The sequence below is a fragment of the Streptomyces sp. NPDC042259 genome (genome assembly GCF_055582085.1).
Genome location: NZ_JBVJDW010000001.1, coordinates 625,184 through 645,915 on the forward strand (window position 1 = coordinate 625,184; position 20,732 = coordinate 645,915).

Here is a 20,732-nt window from a genome sequence, read left to right on the forward strand (position 1 = left end):
CCCGTCCGGCGCTACAGCGCAGCCGCGCCACGGTCCTTGAGGGCGCGCCCGTATTGTTCGAGCACCCAGAGTTCGTTCTGCACGGCGGCCACGTGTTCGGGGGCGGCCTGCGGGCCGAGGCGGATCAGGTTGCCCTGGACTTCCTCGATGCGGCGCTCCACGGCCCGCAGGCGGACCTGGACGAGCTGCATGCCGGCGTAGATCTCGTCCACGTTCTTGTTGTGGATGGCCTCGACGGCCAGCTCCGTGACCATCGCCCGGACGGTGTCGTCGGGGGCGACGTCGCGGACCCGGGCGAGGTAGTCGTCGGCGGCGTGGGTGACTCCCCCGGCCTCCTCGATGGCGCGGCGCACGGCGACGTAGGGCGGGGCGGTGAATTCGTCCTCGCCGTAGGCGTCGAAGGCGGGCGCGACCAGCTCGGGGCGCTGGAGGGCGAGCTTGAGCAGCTCGCGCTCGGTGCGGTGGGCGGGGCTGCGGAGGTTCAGGGCGGGGCCGCCGCGCGCGGGGGCCGGCTGGGGAGCGGCGGGCGCGGCACGGTGCTGCCGGGCCCCGCCCTGCCCCTCGCCGGGGCGGACGCCCCGCTCGCGGGCCCAGCGGGCGAGCTGGCTCACCCGGCGGACGACGAACTGGGTGTCGAGGATGCCGAGCATGCCCGCGAGCTGCACGGCGTACTCGTGCTGGATGGACCCGTTCTTGATGTTCGCGACGATGGGGGCGGCGGCTTCGAGGGCCGCGGCCCGGCCCTCGGCGGTGTCCAGGTTGTACCGGCCGACGACCTGCCGGATGGCGAACGCGAAGAGCGGGGTGCGGGTCTCCACGAGGGACTGGACGGCCGCGTCGCCCTGGGCGAGGCGCAGCTCGCAGGGGTCCATGCCGCCGGGGGTGATGGCGATGGACGTCTCGGCGGCGAACTTCTGGTCGTCCTCGAAGGCGCGCAGGGCCGCCTTCTGCCCGGCCGCGTCGCCGTCGAAGGTGAAGACGACCTCGGCACCGGAGTTGTCCATCAGCAGCCGGCGCAGGATCTTGATGTGGTCGCCCGCGAACGCGGTGCCGCAGGTGGCGATGGCGGTGGTGACCCCGGCCAGGTGGCAGGCCATGACGTCGGTGTAGCCCTCGACGACGACGGCGCGGCTGGTCTTGGCGATGTCCTTCTTGGCGAGGTCGATGCCGTAGAGGACGTGGGACTTCTTGTAGAGCGGGGTCTCGGGGGTGTTGAGGTACTTGGGGCCGTTGTCGTCGTCGCGGAGCTTGCGGGCGCCGAAGCCGATGACCTCGCCGGTGATGTCGCGGATGGGCCACATCAGCCGGCCGCGGAAGCGGTCGATGGGCCGGCCGTTGCGGCTGTCCTGGGCGAGGCCGGAGAGGATCAGCTCCTTGTCGCTGAAGCCCTTGCCGCGCAGGAAGCGGGTGAGGTGGTCCCAGCCGGCCGGGCTGTAGCCGACGCCGAAGTGCTGCGCGGCCCCCTGGTCGAAGCCTCGGCCGGCGAGGAACGCGCGGCCGATCTCGGCCTCGGGGCTGTCGAGCTGCTCGACGTAGAACTTCGCGGCGTGCTTGTGCGCCTCGACGAGGCGGATGCGCTCGCCCTGCTGGCGGCCGGGGGTGTAGCCGCCCTCCTCGTACCGCAGGGTGATGCCGGCGAGGCCCGCGAGGCGCTCGATGGTCTCGGCGAAGGAGAGGTGGTCGATCTTCATGACGAAGTCGACGGTGTCTCCGCCCTCCTGGCAGCCGAAGCAGTAGAAGAGTCCCTTGGCGGGGCTGACCTGGAACGACGGGGACTTCTCGTCGTGGAAGGGGCACAGGCCCTTCAGGTTTCCGCCGCCCGCGTTGCGCAACTGGAGGTACTCGGAAACGACGGCGTCGATCGGGACCGCGTCCCGGACCGCCTTCACGTCGTCATCGTTGATCCTGCCTGCCACGCCGTGAATTCTACGGCCGGGGTGCGACAGTCCGGACCGCTCACCCGGGGAGCTTGATCGTGAAGAGGTGGTGCGGGCCGACGGACTCCACGACGAACTCCTCACCGATAACGGTGAAGCCCTGGTGCTCGTAGAAGCCGCGGGCGGAGGTGCGGCCGTTGCACCAGGCGAGGGCCGCGCCGCGGGCGGCGGCCTGCGCCAGCCCGGCCCGCAGGACGGCGACGCCGTAGCCGAGGCCCCGGACGGCCGGATCGCTGGCCATGCCCCGGAAGCGGTAGGCGGGCCCGGCCGCCGCGTCCCCCGGCAGCGGCTCGGGCAGGAACGTGACGCAGGCGCGCACCGCGCCGCCCTCGTCGTACGCCGCGATGTGGAAGGTGTCCGGGCCGGTGTCCTCCGCGAAGACGGCCGCCTTGGCCGGCAGGCCCGGCCGCAGCACCGACCGGCGCAGCTCGAAGATCTCCGCCACGGGTACCACGGCCGTACGGGCCGCTGAGGTCGTCATACGGATCACGCTACGTCCGGCGGGGCGCCCGGTGGAAGCCCCGCTTACGGAAGCAGTGACTCCAGGGGGGTGCCGGGGTCGGCGAGGGCGTTCGGGTCGAGCCGGTGACCGGAGCGGATCAGCTTCTGCACGGTGTCCGTGACGTCCCACACATTGACGTTCATCCCGGCGAGCAGCCGGCCCTCCGCCAGCCAGAAGGCGATGAACTCGCGCTTGCCGACGTCACCGCGGCAGACGACCTGGTCGTACGAGCCGGGGGGCGCGTAGCCGGAGTACTCCAGGCCCACGTCGTACTGGTCGGAGAAGAAGTAGGGCACCCGGTCGTAGGACACCTCCTGGCCCAGCATGGCGCGCGCGGCGGCGGGGCCCTCGTTGAGCGCGTTGGCCCAGTGCTCGACGCGCAGCCGGGTGCCGAGCCACGGGTGCTCGGCGGCCGCGACGTCGCCGGCGGCGAAGATGTCGGGGTCGGAGGTGCGCAGCGAGGCGTCGACGGCGATGCCGCCGCCGTCGGCCCGGTCGACGAGGGCGAGGCCCGCGGCTTCGGCGAGGGCGGTGCGCGGGGCGGCGCCGATCGCGGCGAGGACGTCGTGGGCGGGGTGCTCCTCGCCGTCGTCGGTGCGGGCGGCCAGGACCATGCCGTCGTGGCCGGCGATCTCGGTGAGACGGGCGCCGAAGTGGAAGCGGACGCCGTGCTCGCTGTGCAGATCGGTGAACAGCTGGCCCAGCTCGGGTCCGAGGACGGTGTGCAGCGGGGTGGGCTCGGGCTCGACGACGGTCACCTCGGCACCGTAACCGCGGGCGGCGGCGGCGACTTCGAGGCCGATCCAGCCCGCTCCGGCGATGACGAGGTGGCCGTTGTCGCGGCCGAGAGAGGCGAGGACGCCGCGCAGCCGCTCGGCGTGGGCGAGGCGGCGCAGATGGTGGACGCCCGCGAGGCCGGTGCCGGGGACGTCGAGCCGGCGGGGCTCGGCACCGGTGGCCAGCAGCAGCCGGTCGTAGTGGACGCGGGTGCCGTCGCCCAGGCGCACGGACTTGGCCTCGCGGTCGAGGTGGACGGCGGGCTGGCCGAGGTGCAGCTCCACGTCGGCCTGGGCGTACCAGCCGGGTTCGTGGACGAAGACGCTCTCGCGCTCGTCCTTGCCGATGAGGTAGCCCTTGGAGAGCGGTGGCCGCTCGTAGGGGTGGTCGCGTTCGTCACAGATGAGGATCACCCGCCCGGTGAAGCCCTCCGACCGGAGGGTCTCGGCGGCCTTCGCCCCGGCCAGGCCCCCTCCGACGATGACGAACGTCTGGTGTGCGTCGACCACTTGCTGCCTCCTCGATGCCACGCAGAACGTCTGCGTTAACCGCCCCCGGTCGCAAATCAGCAGTGCCGAGCGTCCCGCACGGAGCCTGCCGCCGGAAGAGGGACTACCCCGGACGGGTCACGGTGTGTCCTTCGGATCCGCATTTCGACGGTGAGCCCGTCCGGCGATTGAGGACCGGGGTCCGGGGCGGAGCCCCGGGAGGGACGGCCCGGGCCCCATGTCACATCCTCGGCCTGGCCGCAGGCCGCCCGGCCGCGAGGCGGGCCCGCAGGGAGCGGGCGGAGGCGTCGGTGAGCGCGGCGATCTGGTCGACGACGGCGCGCAGCCGGCCCGCGTCGTCGTCGGCCGCGGCGAACAGGGAGCGGAACTGCGGGTCGAGTCCGTCGGGCGCGCGGGCGACGAGCGCCTCGGCCAGCTCGGCGATGACGATCCGCTGGTCGGCGCGGAGCTTCTCCTGATCCTCGCGCTGGATGACGTAGCGGTCGGCGACGGCCTTGAGCACGGCGCACTCGAGGCGGGTCTCGTGGGGGACGACCAGCTCCGCGTGGTAGCGGGTCAGCCGGCCCGGCCCGAACGCGGCCCGGGTGGCGGTCTCGGCGGCGAGGCAGAAACGGCCGATGAGCTGGCTGGTGGCGTCCTTGAGGCGGGCCTGGGCGACGGCCGAGCCGTCGTAGCCGTGCGGCCACCACTCCTGGTCGAGGAGACGGTCGAGGGCCTCGGCCAGTGCGCCCTCGTCGGCGCCCGGGGCGTAGCGGGTGGCGGCCACGGCGAAGACCTCGCGGCGCTCGGGGTCGGCCTGCAGCACGTTGGGGTCGAGGTGGCCGGCGTGCAGCCCGTCCTCCACGTCGTGCACGGAGTAGGCGACGTCGTCGGCCCAGTCCATGACCTGGGCCTCGAAGCTCTTGCGGTGCGCGGGCGCTCCCTGACGGAACCACTCGTAGACGGGGACGTCGTCGGGATACACCCCGAACTTGCGGGACGCCGGGTCGGTGGGGTGCCCGCCGCGCGCCCAGGGGTACTTGGTGGCGGCGTCGAGGGCGGCACGGGTGAGGTTGAGACCGACGCTCACCAGCCGCCCGGTCGGGGTACCGGCCGGGTCGCCCCCGACGGTCTCCGGTACGAAGCGCTTGGGCTCCAGGCGGGTGAGGAGGCGCAGGGACTGGGCGTTGCCCTCGAAGCCGCCGCAGGCCTCGGCGACTTCGTTGAGCGCGTGCTCGCCGTTGTGCCCGAACGGGGGGTGGCCGAGGTCGTGGGCCAGACAGGCGACCTCCACCAGGTCGGGGTCACAGCCGAGCGCGGCCCCCAGCTCCCGGCCCACCTGGGCGCATTCCAGGGAGTGCGTCAGGCGCGTCCGGGGGCTGGCGTCCCAGGCCTGACCGCTGACGCCGGGGGTGACGACCTGGGTCTTGCCCGCGAGGCGGCGCAGGGCGGCGGAGTGCAGCACGCGCGCACGGTCGCGCTGGAAGGCGGTGCGACCAGGGCGTTTGTCGGGCTCGGTGGCCCACCGTGCCAGGTCCGGCGCGTCGTATCCGGCGATGCCGGGCTGTTCCGTTGCGGTCCGTGCTGTGCCGTTCATACTCCGACCGTAGCCGCCGGGTGTGACACCCGCGTCCGCGTCCGGCCGCGCTCAGCGGCCCGGGCGGGGCGCCCACCGGCGGGAACCGCACCGGGTGCCGACGCGTTGAGGCTGGGTGAACGGGGGAGATCGACATGAGGTTGGCGCGAAATCTGCGACGGCGCCTGCGGTTGCCGGCGACCAGACGCGGGCGCCGGCGCGCGCTGTGGGCCGTGGTGGCGGGCTGTGTGCTGGCCCTGCTGCCCGTCACCTGGGTGTACGCGGCGGCGGAGCCACGTCTGCGGGAGTTGCGTGACGTGCCGTCGGCACCGGTCGCGATGGTCTTCGGGGCGGGTCTGTGGCAGGGCAAGCCGTCGCCGTATCTGGCGCACCGGCTGGACGCGGCGATCGAGCTGTACCGGGCGGGCAAGGTCCGGGTGATCCTGGTGACGGGTGACAACGGCCGCGAGGAGTACGACGAGCCGGACGCGATGCGCGCCTATCTGACGCGCCACGGGGTGCCCGACGACCGGGTCGTCAGCGACTACGCGGGCTTCGACACCTGGGACTCGTGCGCCCGCGCGAAGCGGGTCTTCGGGGTGGACCGGGCGGTGCTGATCAGCCAGGGCTTCCACATCCGCCGCGCGCTGGCGCTGTGCGGGGCGGCGGGCATCGACGCGTACGGCGTGGGGGTCGACGCCGTGCACAACGTCACCTGGTACGGGGGCGGGGCCCGCGAGGTCCTCGCCGCGGGCAAGGCGGCCCTGGACGCGGTCGTCCGCCCGAGCCCCACGTTCCTGGGCCCGCACGAGCCGGGGGTCGAGCGGGCCTTGGCGGCGTCGGAGGGGGAGTAGGGGGCTCAGCCAAAACCAGCCCGTCCGGCGTTTGAGGACGCGCCCGCAGGGCGCCCCCGCCGCAGGCGGCAAGACGGCCCGCAGCCAAAGCCCCGTCGGCCAGGCCTACGCAGACGGCAGTCCGTACGCGTCGACTTCCTTCAAATACAGCCCGCGCGTCTCGTCGTCGAGGAACGCGGCCCGGAAAGAGTTCCGGGCAAGGGTGCGCAGCGTCTCGACGTCGAGATCGAGCGCGTCGCGCACGGCCGTGAAGTTGTCGTCCGCGTAGCCGCCGAAATACGCGGGGTCGTCGGAGTTGACGGTCACCAGCAGGCCGGCGTCGAGCATGGCGCGCAGCGGGTGGTCGGCCAGCCGGTCGATGACGCGCAGTCGCACGTTCGACAGCGGACAGAGCGTCAGGGGCACCTGGTCGGCGACGAGTCGTGCCACCAGCGCGTCGTCCTCCATGGCACGCACGCCGTGGTCGATCCGGTCGACGCCGAGGATGTCGAGCGCCTCCCAGACGTACGCGGGCGGGCCCTCCTCCCCCGCGTGGGCCACGCACTTGAGGCCGGCCTCGCGGGCGAGCGCGTACACCTCGCGGAACTTCGACGGCGGGTTGCCGACCTCCGCCGAGTCCAGTCCGACGGCCGCGATCCGGTGCAGGTAAGGGCGGGCGGCCTCGAACGTCGCGAGGGCGGATTCCGCGCTCTCGTCACGCAGGAAGCACATGATCAGCCGGGTGCTGATGCCGTACTTCGCCGGGGCGGCGTCGAGCGCGCGGGTGAGGCCCTCGATGACGGTGCCGATGCCGACGCCGCGCGCCGTGTGGGCCTGCGGGTCGAAGAAGATCTCGGCGTGCCGCACGCCCTGCGCCCGCGCGCGGGCCAGATAGGCGTCGGCGAGATCGGCGAAGTCGTCCTCGGTGCGCAGCACGGCCATCAGCGCGTAGTAGAGGTCCAGGAACGACTGGAGGTCCGTGAAGGAGTAGGCGGCCCGCAATTCGTCCTGCGAGGCGTACGGCAGCTCGACGCCGTTGCGCGCGGCGAGCGCGAAGGCCAGCTCGGGTTCCAGCGTGCCCTCGATGTGGAGGTGCAGCTCTGCTTTGGGTATCGGGGGCAGCGACACGGTGGGGACCTGTTCCTGTGCGAGCGCGGGTGCCCTGCCAGCGTAACCGGGGCGGGCGCCTTCGCGGAGGCGAGCCGGGGGCCGGTGATTTCCCGGCCACGTCCTCAGACTTCCGTTCCCTTGCCGCATTTTCGATCGCGAAAAGCAGCACACGGTCGGTTTGCGCGGGATGAGCCCCGGACATCATCCGCTTGCGGAACTGTTCACGAATGCACGGCAGGGAGAAAGCCATGCGGCACGGAAGCGCCTTACGTGAAGCGTTCTCAGGCCCTCGGACCATGCCCCTCATCGGGATTTACGACATGTTCTCCGCCTCGCTGGCGGCCCGGTATTACGATGGTTTCTTCGTATCCGGTTTCGGATTCGCCGCCTCGCATTACGGCCTGCCGGACATCGGTTTCATCGCCTGGCCGGACATGGTGGCCTTCGCGGAACGGCTGCGCCTGGCCTTCCCCGGTCATCACCTGCTGGTGGACATCGACGACGGCTATGTGGACCCCGAGGTCGCCTGCCATGTGGTGCAGCGGCTGGAGCGGGCCGGTGCCTCCGGGGTGATCCTGGAGGACCAGAAGCGCCCGCGCCGCTGCGGGCACGCGGACGGCAAGCTGATCCTGCCGCTGGAGGAGTATCTGGAAAAGCTGCACATGGTTCTCGACAGCAGAAAGGACCTGGTCGTCGTGGCGCGCACGGACGCCACCGAGGAAGCCGAGATCATGCGCAGGGCGGCGGCGCTCGCGGAGACCGCAGCGGATGTCGTCCTGGTCGACGGAGTGAAAAGCGTCGAGAGCATTCGAAAAATCCGTTCGCTCGTCGGCCGGAAGCCGCTGCTGTTCAATCAGATCGCGGGCGGGAAATCACCCCGGCTTTCCCTGCCGGAACTCACGGAGCTGGGCGTCGACCTCGCCATCTACAGCACGCCCTGCCTTTTCGCGGCACACGACGCGATCGACGGCGCCCTGCTGGAACTGCGAAAGACCGAGGGGCGGCTGCCGAACGTCGGGGAGACCGGGGCGGCCGGGGTCAGGACCGTCACGGAGTTGCTGGAGAAGAACATCAGCCGGCACCACGTGCCACGACGGTCGGTCGCGGTGTGAACGGCCCGGCCGGCCGCCCTCGCCGGCTCAGGGGCCCGCGCCCGTCCGCGATGCCGGGGCGGTGGACGTCTGAGCAGAGCCCTGGATGAGCGAGGCGACCCCGTCCAGCATGCGGGCCAGCCCGAACTCGAAGAGGGTCTCGAGTTCCAGGTCGAACTCCCCGTCCTCGAAGAGCGTGGACATGACCGGGTAGGCCCCGGCGGTGTGGATCGTCTCCATCCGCGCTTCGTTGGCGGCCATCCACTCCTCGGGCGTCATGCCGGTGTCCTGCCACGCTTGCGTCTCCAGCTCGACGGCCGCCGCGAGGCCCTGGGCGTACCCGAACAGGGCAAGGTGGACGTGCATCATCTGGGTCGGTGTCAGACCCAGGCCGCTCAGGGCGCCGAGGACCCGCTCGGTGTAACGCATCGCGTGCGGCGAGGCCATCGGGCGGGTGAGCGCGGCCATGGCCCGCCCCAGCCAGGGGTGCCGCTGGTACAGACCCCACAACCACCGTGCCTCCCGTTCCAGTCTCGCGCGCCAGCCGTGCGGTCGCGGCCCCGCCGGTTCACCGTTGAACACCGACTCCGACATCAGCCGGACGAGTTCCCCCTTGCTCGGGACGTGACGGTAGAGCGCCATGGTGGAGACGCCGAACTCGGTCGCGACCCCGGCGCATGGACAGTGCCGCGAGCCCTTCGCTGTCGACGACGGTGATCGCGGTGCGGACGATGCCGTCCCGGGTGAGTGCGAGGTGGGGAGTCGAGGGCCGTTCCCGTCCCGGCTCGGCGACGACGGTGCCGACGCCGGGCACGGCCCTCACCAGGCCCTCCTGGTTCAGGGTGGTGAGCGCCTTCGTCGCGGTCGCCATGGCGACGCCCCACTCCTGGGTGATGCGCCGGGTGGAAGGGACGCGGGTACCGGGCGCGAGTTCGCCCGAGGCGATGCGCCGGCGGATGTCGGCGGCGATGCGGAGATAGGGCGGTTCCAGGACCATGACCGCACTGTACTAGTGCACCCACGACACATTCCGGCTGCTCAGGCAGCAGAATCGCGCGATGCACTAGGCATCTGCTTGCGGTGTACGCCGCACTGTCGGTTCCCTGCCGTCCATGGAGAACACACCCCACCCCCGCGCGGGGCGCAAGGAATGGACCGCCCTCGGCGTCCTGATGGTGCCCCTGCTCCTCGTCTCGATGGACGTCTCGGTCCTGTACTTCGCGATTCCCTACGTCAGCCAGGACCTGGAGCCCAGCGCCACACAGCAGTTGTGGATCCTCGACATGTACGGCTTCGTCCTCGCCGGGCTGCTCATCACGATGGGTGCGCTCGGCGACCGGATCGGCCGACGCAGGCTGGTGCTCGCGGGAGCGGCCCTCTTCGGGGCGGCCTCGGTCGCCGCCGCGTACGCGCACACGGCCGAACTGCTCATCGCCGCCCGCGCGCTGCTGGGTCTCGGCGGCGCCGCCTTGCTGCCCTCGACTCTCGCCCTGATCCGCAATCTCTTCCCGGACGAGAAACAGCGCGGCAAGGCGGTGACGCTGTGGACCACCGTCATGACGACGGGGATTTCCTTGGGGCCCGTGGTCAGCGGCCTGCTGCTGGAGCACTTCTGGTGGGGGTCGGTGTTCCTGATCAACCTGCCCGCCATGGTGCTGCTGCTCGTGCTGGTGCCGTTCCTGGTGCCCGAGTTCCCGTCGGCGAAGAGCGAGTCGGCGCAGCGCGAGCGCTTCGACCTGCCGAGCGCGGTGCTGTCACTCGGTGCCGTGCTCCTGGTCATCTACGGAATCAAGGAATGGGCCCGGCACGGGTACGAGCCGCTGCCCGCCCTCGCCATCGGCGTGGGGCTCGCCCTCGGCGTCGTCTTCGTGCGCCGGCAGAAGTGCCTCGCACATCCGTTGCTCGACCTCGGCATGCTCGGTCGGCGCGCCTTCGGCGGCCCGGTGTTCGCCAATCTCCTCTCGATGTTCGCCACGGTCGGGATGGCCGTCTTCTTCACCCAGTACCTGCAGTCCGTCCTCGGCATGAGCCCGTTCCGAGCCGCGCTGTGGAGCCTGGTACCGGCCGCCGGAGTGGCCGTCGTGGCCCCGGCCGGAGCCGCACTCGCACAGCACGTGGACCGCGCGTACGTCATGGGCGGCGGCTTCCTCCTCTCCGCCTGTGGATTTCTCTGGCTGACCCAGGTGCGTACCGACTCGGCGCTCTGGTTCACCCTCGGCGCCGCCTCCCTGTACGCGGGCGGCCTCGTCGCCGCCATGACCCTCGCCAACGAACTCGCCCTCGGCGCGGCCCCGCCGGAGCGCGCGGGATCGGCCGCGGCCGTGCTGGAGGCAGGCCAAGAGCTGGGCGGAGCGTTGGGCATGGCGATCCTCGGATCCATCGGGGCGGCGGTCTACAGCGACGACATGGCCGGCGCACTGCCGCCCGGCGTTCCACGGGAGGAGGCCGTGAGCGAAACGCTGGGCGGCGCGACGGCGGCCGCGGCCCGGCTGCCCGACGGGACCGCGCACGCCGTACTGGCGGCCGCGCGTGACGCTTTCACGCACGGGATGAGCGTCGCGGCCGTCGGCGCTGCCGTCGCCATGGCCGGTGCCGGTCTCTTCTCGTTCCTCCGGCTGAGGGGCGCGGGCAGCACGCGGCGCCCGGGGCCGGGGGCGAGCCGTGGTGGTCGCGCGGGACGATGCGCGCGGGTGGCGAAAACGGGCTGAGGATGGTTGCCGCAGCTCAGGAGCGGTGCGGCTCGCGGTCGTTTATGGCGTCCAGGTAGAGCTTGAAGATCTCTTCGTCGTTGACGGGGCTGTAGGAGAGCTGATCGCTGTCGTCGCCGTCGGGACCGCCGCCGTTCAGCCCGCCGAGCACCCCGATCAGCTCGCCCGTCTTCGTCTTCTCGTTGAAGTGGGCCAGCCAGGGGCTCCCCGACGTGCCCGAGTAGAAACCGTCGCAGCGCATCCGCAGCTGCTTGTGGTCCTCCAGCCGGGATGTCATGGTCGTACAGCGAATGGCCTGGTCGGCGGGGTCGTCCTCGGAGTTCGGATAGCCGATGACGGTCACCCGGTTGACGTACCCGGGCGTGCGCGTCAGCCGGTTGGCGCCCGTGACGCGCTCGACCTGCCGCCCCCGGCTGTCGGGCTTGACCGTGGCGAAGGCGAAGTCCAGATCGGAGCCGTCGCCATAATCCGCACGCCGGGGATCGACGAACGAACGGTCCACCGCCCACACCCCGTAGGGCTGCTCGTCCTCGCCGCGCCGGTAGTCCGGTACGAAGGCCGCGTCGTCACCGATCGAACAGTGCCCGGCGGTGACGAGCAGATTGCCCTTGGGGCTGTGCACCACGCTGGCCGTGCAGTGGTGGTCCTTCATGTCCTCGCCGACGTAGAACAGCACGCCCACCGACGGAATCCCGTCGAAGTGCCGCGCGCTCCCCGTGATCCGCTGCGCCGGGGACCCGGCGTCGTCGTCCTCGCCGTCCCCGGCCGTCGTCGAAGCGGACATCCGCGAGGGCCCCCAGAACCGCTGGGCCTCCTCGCTCGACCATTTGCCGTCCCGCCCGTGCCCACCGGCCCCGTGCGGCACGGCAGCGGCGAGCGCGACGACATACAGCCCCGCGAGCACGGCCCGCACCCACGGGCCTCGGCTCCACCGGGAGAAACGCACTAGAACCCCCACCACGTCAGGAAGGTAGTCGACAGGCTAACCGCATCCGCCAAGATCCAACTCGCACCAGACCGTTTTGCCCACGGTTCGCCGAGCCACTCCCCAGCGTGTGGCCAGCGTACGAATGATCAGCAAACCCCTGCCGAATTCGTCCTCCGGCGTGGCGTGCCGGGGGCTCGGCAGAACCTCGCCCCGCGCGTCGGAGACGGCGATCCGCAGCGTGGCGGCCCCCGGCCCGGTGGTGGCCTCGGTGACGGTCAGCTCCACTTGGAAGAGCCGCCCCCGCAACCGCCCGTGCTGTACGGCGTTGCCCGCCAGCTCGGACAGCAGGACGGCGGCGTCTTCGGCGAGGTCGGGATACCCCCAGACGTCCACGAGCCGGGCGGTGTGACGGCGGGCGATGGCGACGCATTGCAGGCTGGACGGGTAGTTGACGCGGTCGTAGTGGACGGGCTGGGCCTGGGGGTCTTCCTCGGGAGCGAACACTTTCGGTCTCCTCCGGGCGTGGGGGATCGGCGCGTGGCTGGTTTGCGTGGCGCGATCGGTTCGTTACGGACCGTATGGCCGCGCCCGGCTGGCCCGCAACCTCCTCCCAGGAAATATCCTCCGAACCAGGTTGCGAGCGCGGGTGGCACGGCACCAAACTGGGCGCGCAACGCCCATGAGGAGCGATACGTGACAGCCAGTCAGCCGATGCAGGGCAACAGCACGTCGACCGTTCTGGGCCGCAGACTAGGGGGCGAACTCATCAAGCTCCGGACGTCGGCGGGCATGACCCAGCCGCAGGCGGCGAAGGTGCTGAGCGCGTCCACCACGAAGGTGGCGAAGATGGAACGCGGCTGGGTCCCGATACGGGACCCGGACATCCGGGCGCTGTGCGAGCTGTACGGGGTGAGCGATCGCAAGGTCATCGACGGGTTGCTGTCGCTGGCGGCAGCCGACCGGGAGCGTCGCAAGGCCAAGGGCTGGTGGAACCAGTACCCAGAGCTTCGCACGATGGTCGAGTACGTAGCACTGGAGGACGTCGCCACCACCATCAGAACTTGGCAACAGGCGTTCATTCCGGGCCTGTTTCAGACGTCGGACTACGCCCGCGCCTTGGCTGTAGGCAATGCCGCTTGGGATGACCCGGATGAGATCGAGCGCTTCGTCGAGGCCAAAATCGCACGTCAAGCGCGACTGCGCAGCGACGCACCTCTGCAGCTCTGGGCCATCGTCGCGGAGGGGGCGCTGCGCCAACTCGTCGGCGGACGCGAGGTCATGCGCGCGCAACTCAGGCACCTGCTCCACGCGGCAGGTCTCCCTCATGTCCGGCTCCAGGTGCTTCCCTACCTCGCGGGGGCGCATCCCGGCATGACCAGTGCGTTCAGCATCGTCTCCTTCGCCGAGACTGGCTCGATGGACGTCGTGTACATGGACACCACCTCGGCTACCGTGTGGTTGGAGACCGAAACGGACGCGGCTCATCACGCGACCTTGTTCGACCGCATCGCCAGGCTCTCGTTGGCGCAGCACGACTCCCGCGCTCTGATCGAGAGCATCGTCAAGGAGTTCTAGCCCGTGCCCGCCTTCGCGTTCCTCACGTCCACACACAGCAGCGGCAACGGCGAATGCGTCGAGATAGCCACCAACGTCCCCGGCACCGTCGCCATACGCGATTCCAAGGTGCCCGACGGCCCGGTCCTCCGCCTCGCCCCAGCCTCCTGGGACACCTTCCACACTGCCCTGCTGAACGGCACGTTCAAACGCTGAACGGCACGTTCAAACGCTGAGCGCCGCGTCGGCGGCCAGGGCGGCCCGAACACCTGGAAACCGCAGGATGCACCCGCGGCGGAGACGTGTCAGGCTTGATATAGCGGTCCGCGGTCCGCAATCCGTTCCGGTCTCGCAGCCGTCAGGGGAAGCGAAGAGACGAACGGAGCACGGCCATGGACGAGATTCTGGTCAGTACGACCACCAGTGGAATCCAGTTCCAACCGTCCGTCGACTCAGTGCATGGTACGCAGTTCGTGGCCATGTGGGCGGACGGGAGTGACGCCTGCGTCAAGGGCCAGAACCTGGGACACACGGGGGCCAAGCTCGGCGAACAGTTCCAGGTCAACGAGTCGACGCCGCCCGGCGGCAACACCAACCGGCAGTGGCCGACGTTTGAATCCGCGGGATTCTCCTCATTCGCGGTGTGGAGGGAAGAGGCGTTCAACCCCCCTCCCGGCCCCCGGCTCAAGCTGCGGCGACTCGTCGACGGGCAACCGTCGGGGGCCGAAATTCAGGTCAACGGCAGTGACATCGACACGACGACCCGACCGTCCGTCACGAACATGGTCGACGGAGGTTGCCTCGTCACCTGGGCGGGTGCCGGCTCGGACCAGCGCATCCGTGCCCAGCGTTTCAATTCCGAGGGCGCCAAGGCCGGCTCGGAGTTCACGGTCAATACCACTGCGGGGTTCCATGAGAACCCGGCTGTGACGGTCGTGGCGGACGGGAATTACGTCATCGCTTGGACGTCCGACCCTTCGTCGGTTGGAGGCGGCCGCCTCACGTTCAGGGTCTTCGACCTCGAAGGCACTCCTCAGGGAGGCGAGATCCAGCCGAACGCATCGGGGTTCAGGGGTGACAACGCGATAACCCTGCTCGACAACGGACGGTTCGTCGTCGCGCACGTCGACAGCATCGGTCCCAGCGATCTCGGCGTCGATCAGACCACCGTGGAAGTCAGCGTCTACGACCCGAACGGAGACGGCAGCGAGATCACCAGCGTGACCGCGGGCCAGCCGATGGACTTCAACCGTTCGAGCCCGGCCCTCGCATCGTTGCCGGGTGGGCGCTTCCTGCTCGCCTGGGTGGAGAAGAGCGCGACCACCTTCTCCACCGTCCCCACCGTCATGGCGAAGATGTGTTCCGACACCGCACTTTCCCTCAGCGAAAAAGTGCAGGTCAGTGGGGCGACGACCGGTAATCGCTTCCATGTCTGCGCCGCGGCGGCCTTCGGGGAGGAAGGCGAATCGGTCTTCATCGCGTGGGCGGACGAGGACAGTACGTCGGACATCGCGGTACGAGGCCGTGCCTTCACCGTCACCTCCTCGGGAGGACTGGAGTAGGTCTCGAACAGGGCGGCACCCTTAAGAGCGACGCGGTTTCGGACATCCGGAGTCGGTGATCAACTCAGCTGATCTTGAGCTGAGTTGATGGGCCTCACACCTTCTGCTAGAACATCGGCCTCAGGTAGCGGAAGAACCGGGGGAAACGATGACCGAACCTCCACCTTCGGCGGAGCCGACCGGCGGACCGGACCAGGAAACCCCGCGCTGGAAGAAGACGGTCAAGGTCATGGCCGTGATCGGCGGCTTAAGCGCCTTGATCGGGGTGCCCGGGGTGATTCTCGGCCTCTGGTACCAGGACCGCAGTACCAAGTCCGGCGAGGACTCCGTAAAGATCGCGCGGGAAGCGGAAAACCGGGAGAAGGGGGAGGTGGAAGAGGACAAGAAGAAGGAGGCGGGCCCGCCGATCGCGAGCGTGGCGGGGGCACCTTCCTTCTACGGTTCACGTTTCGCCTTCCCCGATCGGACCACCGATCTGGGGGAAGGAAAATCAGCCCTCTACGGCACACAGGCGTACTCGACATGGTTTGAAAAGAACCGCGTCGCTCCCGTCGGCGTGGCCGCGACCAGGGTCACCCTGTCACCGCTCCACGAGGGAACCGTCGTGGTCCAGAACATGCGGCTCTCCGGTCTCAAGTGCCAGCCGACACGGTACGCGGGCACCGCCGTCGTTCCGCCGCCGATCGGGGACGGCGGGGAGGAAATCCCGCCCACGGAGATCGCCTTCGATCTCACGGAGCCCGTCCCCCGGCCGAGACAGAGCGAGGGGAGGGTCGACTCCGACCCGGCCGCGAAGGCGGAAGTCTGGCGGGCCAAGGGAAACGCCTTCTCGAAGGGCATCTACCTCGACGGCGGGAAGCAGGCCGATGCCCGCTCCTTCGACCTCTACTTCTTCACGGGGAAGAACGACTGTGAATTCGGAGTCGAGGTCAACGTCACCAGCGGAACGAGTGACGGGTGGTACCCCGTAAAGCTGGGTGGTGGGGCCAGGATGAGGGTGGCCGGCCAGGCGCAACGCTACGGATCCGTTGTCATGCCGAAGAAGGATGCCGACGTGACGGACCCTGTCCAGAGCGAGCTTCACGGCCCGGGGAACCCCTTCCAGCCCCTCAAGCTGGAGAAGGGCCCGTTCTGAGTGACCATGGCCTCCGCCGGCCCCCCCCGCCCGGTCAGCGGTAGGTATAGAACTTCGTGTGGTCGAGCATGTCCTCCGGCGTGACGTCGTTCCAGGGCTTCATCTTGTCGCGGAGGCCGATCACATTGCGCGGGGCGGTGACGGGCAGATAGCCGGATGACGGGTGCAGCTTCTGCCAGTCGGCCCACAGCTTGTCGATGAAGCAGTGATGCAGCCAGAAGACCGGGTCGTTCGGCGAAGCCCCGCTGGTCATCTGGCCACCGATCCAGACGTGAACCCGGTTGTGCAGGTTGGGGCCGCGCCATCCCTCGACGTTATTGCGGAAGCCGTCGGACCTGCTGTTCCACGGGGCGGCGTCATACGTGGGCATGGCCAGCACGGCGTCCACCTCCGCCCGCGTGGGCAGCTCACGGGTGCCGACGCCCAGCGCGCGCCGTAGGAACGTCCGGCCGTCGACCCGTATGTTCAGGGGCCAATTGCCGCCTCCGAAGGCGAACGGCCCGGAGGTGACCCGGCCGTCACCGCTGCGGCCGTCACCGCCGAGGAACGTGTCCGACCACAGCGAGCTGCTGGGCGAACGGTCGGCCGTCCAGTCCCAATACGGCAGCATGACGGACGGGTTGACGCTCTGCAGCGCCCGCTCGAACTGGAGCAGGAAACGACGGTGCCAGGGAAGGAACGACGGGGAACGGTGGCCCGTTCGCTCGCCGTCGTCGGTGTCGCTCATGATGAAGGCGTTGTGCGTGGTGATGAACTCGTCGTAGCGGCCCTGGCGCTTGAGTGCGAGGACGGCGTCGACGAAATTCCGCTTTTCGGCGGCCGACAGGTCTGCCTGGTTCTTGCGGTCTGCCATGGCGACCGCTCCTTTCGATGCTTCGATGAGGGGGCCGGGCGCGAGGTCAGACGGCGAGGGGCACGAGTGAAGCCCCGTTGAGATCCCGCACGGCGGCACGGGCCGCGTCGCGGGGCGTGGGGTGCGTCTCGTAGTGGTCGACGACGCTGATCCAGCTGCCGTCGGCGTTCCGCATCACGTGCAGATCGTCGTCATCGACGCGGACGACGAACGCGACGAGGCCGTGGCCGTCGGTCCCGCCATGGCCCCCGTGGCCGCCATGGCCCTCCTCGGCCGGCCAGCCTTCGATGTGCCGGCCGAGATACATCTCGTCGAACGCCTCCGGCATGTCGTGGCCCTGCGGGCTGCGGGGCGAGGCGTTCGCCGTGGTGACAGCGGTCTGCCCGGTGAGCGCGGTACCGGCCACCACCAGCACGGTCCGTCGAACCAGGTCACGGCGGGTGAGACGGTGCACGGTCTCTCCTCTCGTCTGCCCCACCACGGGCGGCGCGTCCGCAGCAGGAACGTTCCTTCGCGAGACGGAACGCGATCATCCCGTCCGCCTGTGCCGCCACATGCTGACAGCGGCGGACGGTTCCCAAGAGGGGGCCGGACGGCCGTGGGGCATGAAGAAGCCAACTCCGCGTGGATAGTGCATCGTTCAAGGGCGGCGATCTTCCCGGGAGACCGGCTGATGTCCCGGACCGGAGGGAAACTTGAGCCGCCACACCACTTCCACCCGAAGATCTTCCGGTCGGCCGCCGCCGGACCACAGCCCGGCCACTCCGCCAACTCGACCCGAATACGGGGGCAACCTTTGGGTGCCGGGGTAGACGACGGGGTTTTGGCACCGACGCGGGCGCCGCGTGTACCGCACAGGGCCGAGGGGGACGTGGCGTACCGCAGCGGATGACGCACGCGATCAAAGGTGGACAGCGGCTTGGCCGGAACGGCGAGCGCCGTCGGCTCCGGTAACTCCCACGGCGTGTCGTGTGTGCACCGGGCCATGAACAACTGGGCCGAGCGCCCGGGCAAGGGGCATCCGATCGGCGAGGAAACAGCGTCCTGGACAACGCCGGCCAGCACCACGGCTACTGCTACGACCATGCGCCGAGCACCCGCCGCTGACCGGTCCCACGCGTGGAGCCCTCCAGCCTGTTCAGACTGGAGGGCTCCACTGCTGATCCCCTGCTACGGCGGCCGTGTCAGCGGGCGTAGCCTGCTAGCGGGATCTTTTGAAGGTGAACTTCGTTCCGCTGTCTATGGAGATCGGGATGGCGAGACCGTTCCCGGCTCCCTTTCCCTGGATATCCAGCTCAATACCGATCTTGGATCCGAAGACCTCACCGAGCGAAAGGTGGATCTGCTGGTCGCCGGCCTCAGGCTTCGGTTCGAGAGTCCATGTCCCCTTGCCGGTGAAAGGCTCGATGGGCTCGTCGTCATCGGAGAAGTGGGTGGGGACGTCGACCGCGGTGAGGGCCCCGTCCTCGCGCAGAGTCAGCTCCGCCCCCTGGCTGCCATGCCATGAGCCGATGAGTTCACTCGGCTTCGCCGAACCATCGGGAAAGAGCAGATTGAGGGATATCACTGCGCCCACGGCGAGCACGCCACAGAGTATGGACCAGGGGACATAGGACTTCTTCATCGGGTGTCCATCGTCTCGGCCCGGCTCGCCTTCTGTTTATCTTCTACGGACTACCGATCCTATTAGCCGTATCCGCATCGACACCCACCTGCCCGGCACCTGGGGGCCCGCTCACACGTCGGCCACTGCGGTCCCTCTCGCATTCGGCGGCGATCAGGGCTTCGCCACCGCGTCGGCTTCCCGTGACGGCATCCAGTGCTGGACCTTGTAGTCGCCCTTCTCCAAGGTCTCGATCGGGGCACTGCCCAGGCACGGGCGGACGCTCTTCTCCGGCAGCCCGTCCACTGCCCAGCTGTACCCCAGCCGGTCCTTCTTGCCGTCGTCCAGCACGGTGAAGCCGAACCGCTTGCCCTTCAGGTCCCCGACCTGGGGCAGACCGGGCGCGGCCTTGAAGTGTGACTCGGTCACGATGCCCGTCGCCACGGCGACCGGCCCGCCGGTGATCAGGCAGTCGATACGGCCCTTGAAGTAGCCGCCCCAGTCCTTGCCCATGTGGTGGCTGACGTAGAACGTGCCGCGTGCCTTCTCGGCGAAGCCGTGGGCGTTGAAGGAGAAGTGCACGTCGTCGCCCGGCTTGCGCTTGAGCTTGGCGGACCCGGTGAGCGAGGGCCCGTCCGGTGCCTGCCGGGCGGCGGCGGCCCGGGTCTCGTTCCCGGCCGCCGCGGCCGGTCCGCTCGCACCCGAGGTCAACACAGCGGCCGCGCACGCGGCGAGGGCGAGGACGGCACCGAGGGGACGGCGGACACGGGACATTGCTTCCTCCTGATGAACGGTGCCGGCGACGTGCCGATCACCTCCCATCACGATGCCGCTCGCGTCGACGCCCAGGCATCACACCGGTGGATGATCCCGCTCCGCCGCGCGGCGGAGCGACGGTGATACGCGGGGCTCATGCCCGTCGGGGAGCCGCGGCTTCGCCGCAGGTTCAGAGCATCCACCCGGGCTCGGGCCCGATGGCTTCGGATGGTCACGTCACCCGGTCGGCTAAGGCTCCGAAACGCTCAGTGGTTGCGGGTATGTGCGGGGCGGGCCCGGCGCGGCGGCCGGGTGAGCGTGATCTGGCGGGTCATCTGGTGGAAGCAGGTGAGCGCGGTGACCGGTGGCAGGGCGGCGACGCCCAAGGACGACAGTGTCATGGGGGTGTGGCTGACGCACAGGGCTACCGCGACGCAGGAGAAGAACAGGAGCACACCCCAGGAGTGTGCGGCGCGGCGCTGGTGTACGGCAGCGCGCAGGATGGACAAGGCAGCTGCCAGCCAGGGGCCGTAGACCAGGGGTGGCCACCAGGGGTACAGACCGCGCGGTACGTACGGGGCAGCCAGGTCCTGCAGGAGCGGATAGGAGATCACGCCACCGAGCATGCTGGCCGCCGCCACGATCAGTGCGGTCAACGTGGCCAGGGTGCAACTGAGCAGCCGAGCCCACTGCACCGCCCCGGGCCGCCAGCCCCGGCGTCGGCGATGCCGGGGATGGCTGTGCACGCTCCCGGTCCGTGATGTGTCAGCGGTGCGTCTGGCCTGACGAGGCACTTGACCCGGTTCCGTTTCGCCCCACACAGGGGCGTAATCGGGCGTGGGGGCGCAGGAGAAGTCCTCGGTCGCCACGGCGGCATGGCGTGGTTCCCCGGGGAGGAAGTCGGCGGTTCGCACAGGCTGCTCGTGTGCCGCTCTCGGTTGGGGGACATGCGGCTTGTGCTCATGCATGGCAGCGCGGTCCACACCGACCGGCGCGCCCGTCGGCGCCGTGCGCACATGCCGTCTGTTGCGCCGTCACCGCAGCGCCTCCCAGGACTTGTGGAAATCGGCCTGGAGGCGGGCGAGCGTCGCCAGATACCCCTCCAGCAGGTCCGAGTCGGCCGGCCCGTCCGGCCGGCGCATTTTGGCGTCTGCCATGTGGCGCTTGGACCGGACGGACAACGCTGCCGCGCACCGGGTGGGAAATGAAGAGACCCGTAGGACCCCGGTGGCGCCGGAAGGGGCATGGCCGTCGAGTACGGGCTGAGGTTCGGATGACATCACATTGCCCCAACGAACGAGAGCCCGGCGAGGTTGACT

The 20,732-nt window shown here is 69.9% G+C and carries 20 protein-coding genes and 1 pseudogene; 7 read left to right on the forward strand and 14 right to left on the reverse strand.

Going from position 1 to position 20,732, the window contains the following annotated elements:
- Window positions 1-11 precede the first annotated feature (11 nt).
- From dnaG to ACZ6MA_RS02890, 4 genes are all read right to left on the reverse strand, one after another.
- Complete coding sequence (gene dnaG / locus ACZ6MA_RS02875; protein ID WP_469430521.1) at window positions 12-1,916, reverse strand: DNA primase; 1,905 nt, start codon at window positions 1,914-1,916, stop codon at window positions 12-14.
- Between the two features lie 40 nt (window positions 1,917-1,956).
- Entirely contained in the window at window positions 1,957-2,418 is a 462-nt protein-coding gene (locus ACZ6MA_RS02880) for a GNAT family N-acetyltransferase (protein WP_469430522.1), read from the reverse strand.
- A 44-nt stretch (window positions 2,419-2,462) separates the two neighbouring features.
- Window positions 2,463-3,725, reverse strand: coding sequence for an NAD(P)/FAD-dependent oxidoreductase (locus tag ACZ6MA_RS02885; protein ID WP_469430524.1), 1,263 nt, complete (start codon window positions 3,723-3,725; stop codon window positions 2,463-2,465).
- 220 nt (window positions 3,726-3,945) lie between these two features.
- Window positions 3,946-5,301 (reverse strand): deoxyguanosinetriphosphate triphosphohydrolase, encoded by a 1,356-nt coding sequence (locus ACZ6MA_RS02890; RefSeq protein ID WP_469430526.1) that lies wholly within the window; start codon window positions 5,299-5,301, stop codon window positions 3,946-3,948.
- A gap of 134 nt (window positions 5,302-5,435) precedes the next feature.
- On the opposite strand from ACZ6MA_RS02890, the gene ACZ6MA_RS02895 reads away from it, so the two are divergent.
- Window positions 5,436-6,134 (forward strand): SanA/YdcF family protein, encoded by a 699-nt coding sequence (locus tag ACZ6MA_RS02895; RefSeq protein ID WP_469430527.1) that lies wholly within the window; start codon window positions 5,436-5,438, stop codon window positions 6,132-6,134.
- Window positions 6,135-6,239: 105 nt separating this feature from the next.
- Here the strand turns inward: ACZ6MA_RS02895 and ACZ6MA_RS02900 are convergent, their stop codons facing one another.
- Window positions 6,240-7,235 carry an adenosine deaminase gene (locus ACZ6MA_RS02900; protein WP_469431175.1) on the reverse strand — a complete coding sequence of 332 codons (996 nt, stop codon included), beginning with the start codon at window positions 7,233-7,235 and terminating at the stop codon, window positions 6,240-6,242.
- A gap of 236 nt (window positions 7,236-7,471) precedes the next feature.
- Between ACZ6MA_RS02900 and ACZ6MA_RS02905 the strand changes: the two genes are divergently transcribed.
- Window positions 7,472-8,335 carry an isocitrate lyase/PEP mutase family protein gene (locus ACZ6MA_RS02905; RefSeq protein ID WP_469430528.1) on the forward strand — a complete coding sequence of 288 codons (864 nt, stop codon included), beginning with the start codon at window positions 7,472-7,474 and terminating at the stop codon, window positions 8,333-8,335.
- Window positions 8,336-8,362: 27 nt separating this feature from the next.
- Here ACZ6MA_RS02905 and ACZ6MA_RS02910 read toward each other — a convergent pair.
- Window positions 8,363-9,311: pseudogene (locus ACZ6MA_RS02910) on the reverse strand (TetR/AcrR family transcriptional regulator C-terminal domain-containing protein).
- 115 nt (window positions 9,312-9,426) lie between these two features.
- Between ACZ6MA_RS02910 and ACZ6MA_RS02915 the strand changes: the two are divergent.
- Complete coding sequence (locus ACZ6MA_RS02915; protein WP_469430530.1) at window positions 9,427-11,022, forward strand: MFS transporter; 1,596 nt, start codon at window positions 9,427-9,429, stop codon at window positions 11,020-11,022.
- Window positions 11,023-11,038: 16 nt separating this feature from the next.
- Here ACZ6MA_RS02915 and ACZ6MA_RS02920 read toward each other — a convergent pair whose 3' ends face one another.
- Together ACZ6MA_RS02920 and ACZ6MA_RS02925 are read right to left on the reverse strand one after the other, a co-directional pair.
- Window positions 11,039-11,983: a trypsin-like serine peptidase gene (locus ACZ6MA_RS02920; protein ID WP_469430531.1), complete on the reverse strand. Its 945-nt coding sequence runs from the start codon at window positions 11,981-11,983 to the stop codon at window positions 11,039-11,041.
- 21 nt (window positions 11,984-12,004) lie between these two features.
- Window positions 12,005-12,454: an ATP-binding protein gene (locus ACZ6MA_RS02925; protein WP_469430532.1), complete on the reverse strand. Its 450-nt coding sequence runs from the start codon at window positions 12,452-12,454 to the stop codon at window positions 12,005-12,007.
- A 207-nt stretch (window positions 12,455-12,661) separates the two neighbouring features.
- Between ACZ6MA_RS02925 and ACZ6MA_RS02930 the strand changes: the two genes are divergently transcribed.
- The 4 genes from ACZ6MA_RS02930 (at window position 12,662) to ACZ6MA_RS02945 (ending at window position 16,201) form a co-directional block, all read left to right on the forward strand.
- Window positions 12,662-13,525, forward strand: a complete 864-nt coding sequence (locus ACZ6MA_RS02930; RefSeq protein ID WP_469431176.1) for a helix-turn-helix domain-containing protein — start codon at window positions 12,662-12,664, stop codon at window positions 13,523-13,525.
- Between the two features lie 3 nt (window positions 13,526-13,528).
- Window positions 13,529-13,720, forward strand: a complete 192-nt coding sequence (locus ACZ6MA_RS02935) for a DUF397 domain-containing protein (RefSeq protein ID WP_469430534.1) — start codon at window positions 13,529-13,531, stop codon at window positions 13,718-13,720.
- 176 nt (window positions 13,721-13,896) lie between these two features.
- Entirely contained in the window at window positions 13,897-15,066 is a 1,170-nt protein-coding gene (locus ACZ6MA_RS02940; protein ID WP_469430536.1) for a hypothetical protein, read from the forward strand.
- Between the two features lie 229 nt (window positions 15,067-15,295).
- Entirely contained in the window at window positions 15,296-16,201 is a 906-nt protein-coding gene (locus ACZ6MA_RS02945) for a hypothetical protein (protein ID WP_469430538.1), read from the forward strand.
- 34 nt (window positions 16,202-16,235) lie between these two features.
- Here the strand turns inward: ACZ6MA_RS02945 and melC2 are convergent, their stop codons facing one another.
- The 6 genes from melC2 to ACZ6MA_RS02975 all read right to left on the reverse strand — a co-directional run bounded on the left by melC2 (window position 16,236) and on the right by ACZ6MA_RS02975 (window position 20,570).
- The gene (gene melC2 / locus ACZ6MA_RS02950) at window positions 16,236-17,054 is read right to left on the reverse strand and encodes a tyrosinase MelC2 (RefSeq protein WP_469430539.1); all 819 of its coding nucleotides are present in this window, start codon (window positions 17,052-17,054) and stop codon (window positions 16,236-16,238) included.
- 46 nt (window positions 17,055-17,100) lie between these two features.
- Window positions 17,101-17,508 carry an apotyrosinase chaperone MelC1 gene (gene melC1 / locus ACZ6MA_RS02955; RefSeq protein WP_469430541.1) on the reverse strand — a complete coding sequence of 136 codons (408 nt, stop codon included), beginning with the start codon at window positions 17,506-17,508 and terminating at the stop codon, window positions 17,101-17,103.
- Window positions 17,509-18,255: 747 nt separating this feature from the next.
- Entirely contained in the window at window positions 18,256-18,678 is a 423-nt protein-coding gene (locus ACZ6MA_RS02960) for a hypothetical protein (RefSeq protein WP_469430542.1), read from the reverse strand.
- 153 nt (window positions 18,679-18,831) lie between these two features.
- Window positions 18,832-19,431 (reverse strand): hypothetical protein, encoded by a 600-nt coding sequence (locus ACZ6MA_RS02965; protein WP_469430544.1) that lies wholly within the window; start codon window positions 19,429-19,431, stop codon window positions 18,832-18,834.
- 248 nt (window positions 19,432-19,679) lie between these two features.
- On the reverse strand, window positions 19,680-20,069 hold the full coding sequence (locus ACZ6MA_RS02970; RefSeq protein WP_469430546.1) for a DUF2637 domain-containing protein: 390 nt from the start codon (window positions 20,067-20,069) through the stop codon (window positions 19,680-19,682).
- A 378-nt stretch (window positions 20,070-20,447) separates the two neighbouring features.
- Window positions 20,448-20,570 (reverse strand): hypothetical protein, encoded by a 123-nt coding sequence (locus ACZ6MA_RS02975; protein ID WP_469430548.1) that lies wholly within the window; start codon window positions 20,568-20,570, stop codon window positions 20,448-20,450.
- Window positions 20,571-20,732: the final 162 nt, after the last annotated feature.

Excerpts from the sequence above, each read along its gene's own strand:
- ACZ6MA_RS02930 (WP_469431176.1), top strand. The coding sequence starts at position 12,662 with ATGCAGGGCAACAGCACGTCGACCGTTCTGGGCCGCAGACTAGGGGGC.
- ACZ6MA_RS02960 (WP_469430542.1), bottom strand. The coding sequence starts at position 18,678 with ATGAAGAAGTCCTATGTCCCCTGGTCCATACTCTGTGGCGTGCTCGCC.
- ACZ6MA_RS02915 (WP_469430530.1), top strand. The coding sequence starts at position 9,427 with ATGGAGAACACACCCCACCCCCGCGCGGGGCGCAAGGAATGGACCGCC.
- ACZ6MA_RS02890 (WP_469430526.1), bottom strand. The coding sequence starts at position 5,301 with ATGAACGGCACAGCACGGACCGCAACGGAACAGCCCGGCATCGCCGGA.
- ACZ6MA_RS02905 (WP_469430528.1), top strand. The coding sequence starts at position 7,472 with ATGCGGCACGGAAGCGCCTTACGTGAAGCGTTCTCAGGCCCTCGGACC.
- ACZ6MA_RS02965 (WP_469430544.1), bottom strand. The coding sequence starts at position 19,431 with ATGTCCCGTGTCCGCCGTCCCCTCGGTGCCGTCCTCGCCCTCGCCGCG.
- ACZ6MA_RS02880 (WP_469430522.1), bottom strand. The coding sequence starts at position 2,418 with ATGACGACCTCAGCGGCCCGTACGGCCGTGGTACCCGTGGCGGAGATC.
- ACZ6MA_RS02940 (WP_469430536.1), top strand. The coding sequence starts at position 13,897 with ATGGACGAGATTCTGGTCAGTACGACCACCAGTGGAATCCAGTTCCAA.
- melC2 (WP_469430539.1), bottom strand. The coding sequence starts at position 17,054 with ATGGCAGACCGCAAGAACCAGGCAGACCTGTCGGCCGCCGAAAAGCGG.
- ACZ6MA_RS02895 (WP_469430527.1), top strand. The coding sequence starts at position 5,436 with ATGAGGTTGGCGCGAAATCTGCGACGGCGCCTGCGGTTGCCGGCGACC.
- ACZ6MA_RS02975 (WP_469430548.1), bottom strand. The coding sequence starts at position 20,570 with ATGGCAGACGCCAAAATGCGCCGGCCGGACGGGCCGGCCGACTCGGAC.
- ACZ6MA_RS02945 (WP_469430538.1), top strand. The coding sequence starts at position 15,296 with ATGGCCGTGATCGGCGGCTTAAGCGCCTTGATCGGGGTGCCCGGGGTG.